A 389-nucleotide genomic window follows, 5' to 3' on the forward strand; every position below is an offset into this window, starting at 1 on the left:
TGCGTAGCGGGGATGCGGAGAGCGGTGAAGCGGTTGAGGATGGCGATGCGGAGCTGAAGTTCGGCGGTCTGACGATCGAAGTCGCGGGCGGCGAGCTGCTGACCGAGCAGCTTCATGCAGTTCATTCATTGGCCGGCAGGGCATTGCGAAGCAATGTCCTGAGAGGCTTGGTCTCGATGCGGCTGCGGCGATGGTAGCCGCTCCGGCGGCGCCAGATCGCGCAGCCGACGCGCCTGATGGCGCGCAGGGCCTCGTTTCGCCCCAGGGCACCGGGACCGTCCTTCTTCCATGGCCTGGCGTTGCGCCTGGGCAGGATGATCGTGTCGGCGCCGCGGGCGGCGATGGCGTCGCGGCAGGCCCGACCGTCACAGGCGCCGTCCACTGCCCGG

General features: G+C 69.2%; 1 pseudogene. It reads right to left on the reverse strand.

Annotation, left to right across the window (positions count from 1 at the left end):
* Positions 1–389: pseudogene (locus Q1A87_RS23850) on the reverse strand (hypothetical protein); the annotation flags it as partial.

The organism is uncultured Jannaschia sp. (assembly GCF_947494055.1).
GTDB lineage: Bacteria > Pseudomonadota > Alphaproteobacteria > Rhodobacterales > Rhodobacteraceae > Jannaschia.